Source organism: Psychrobacter sp. NG27, from assembly GCF_016106655.1.
Classification (GTDB): Bacteria; Pseudomonadota; Gammaproteobacteria; order Pseudomonadales; family Moraxellaceae; genus Psychrobacter.
In genome coordinates, this window is sequence record NZ_JADGIN010000024.1 from 1 (window position 1) to 941 (window position 941).

The following is a 941-nucleotide window of genomic DNA, read 5'->3' on the forward strand; positions in this document are numbered from 1 at the left end:
CTCTCATCACCCGTGAGGCTGATGGTGGTAACGTCTTCGTTACCCGCTGCTTCGTCTGTGATCTCGCCGGTGACGCTTTGGTTGTCGCTATCAATCTCTAGATTCTCAAGGCGCACTAACCCTGTGTCACTCACGCTAGCAATGCTTAGGGTGTAAGTCTCTTGACCTTCGCCTAGGATGTCGTCTGCCACTGCTTGGCTGATGTCAATTGTGCTGACGCCTGCTGATGTGCCGGTGATGGTAATAGTCTCAGCAATGCGCTCGCCTTCATAGTCAGCATTCACCGTGTCATCGTTGGTATAGCGCAACGTGACCTCAATAGATTGACCTTCATAGAGCGCAACGGGGTTGCCAGCATTGTCAACGAGTGTGATGGTGTGGGTAAGACTGCCGTCATCGCCTTCAACCGAACTGTCGTTGCCTGTGATCTGGACGAAGACGGTGTCGTTGCTATTGTAACCACCCTCAGTCTCGTTATTGGTATCGGTGTTACTGGTGATGGTGCCAGTGACACTTTGATCTTCAACGTCACTGGTAATAGCAACAGCTTCATAGCTGCCATTGCTTTGGCTGACGTCGGTAATGCTAAGGGTGTAAGACTCAGGCACTTCACTAAAGCGGTCATCAAGCGTTGGGTTGTTGATAAGAACGCTTGATTGTCCCGCGGGTATGGTGACACTGGTGGTTGGAGTGTAGTCGGCACTGCCATCGGGATTGGTAGTGATACCTTCATTATTGTAGGCTAAGGTGATGGTAATGGCTTCACCTGCTACGACTTCAATCAGGTTACCGTCAACGTCGACCAGTTCCACTCGGTGCGTCAGCGTACCGCCTTCAGCCGTGCTGTCGTCTTCAACAATACGAGCATAAACGGTGTCTTCAGCAGTAGGCATACCATCAGTAATGCCAGTGATCACACTGTCTTTGGTAGCATCAATGAC

Annotated in this window: 1 protein-coding gene; it reads right to left on the bottom strand. The window is 50.9% G+C overall.

Translation table 11 applies throughout. The annotated features are described in order from the left end of the window. Positions 1-941 (bottom strand): hypothetical protein (locus IP485_RS13685; protein ID WP_198327769.1); only part of this gene is annotated, 941 nt, incomplete at both ends.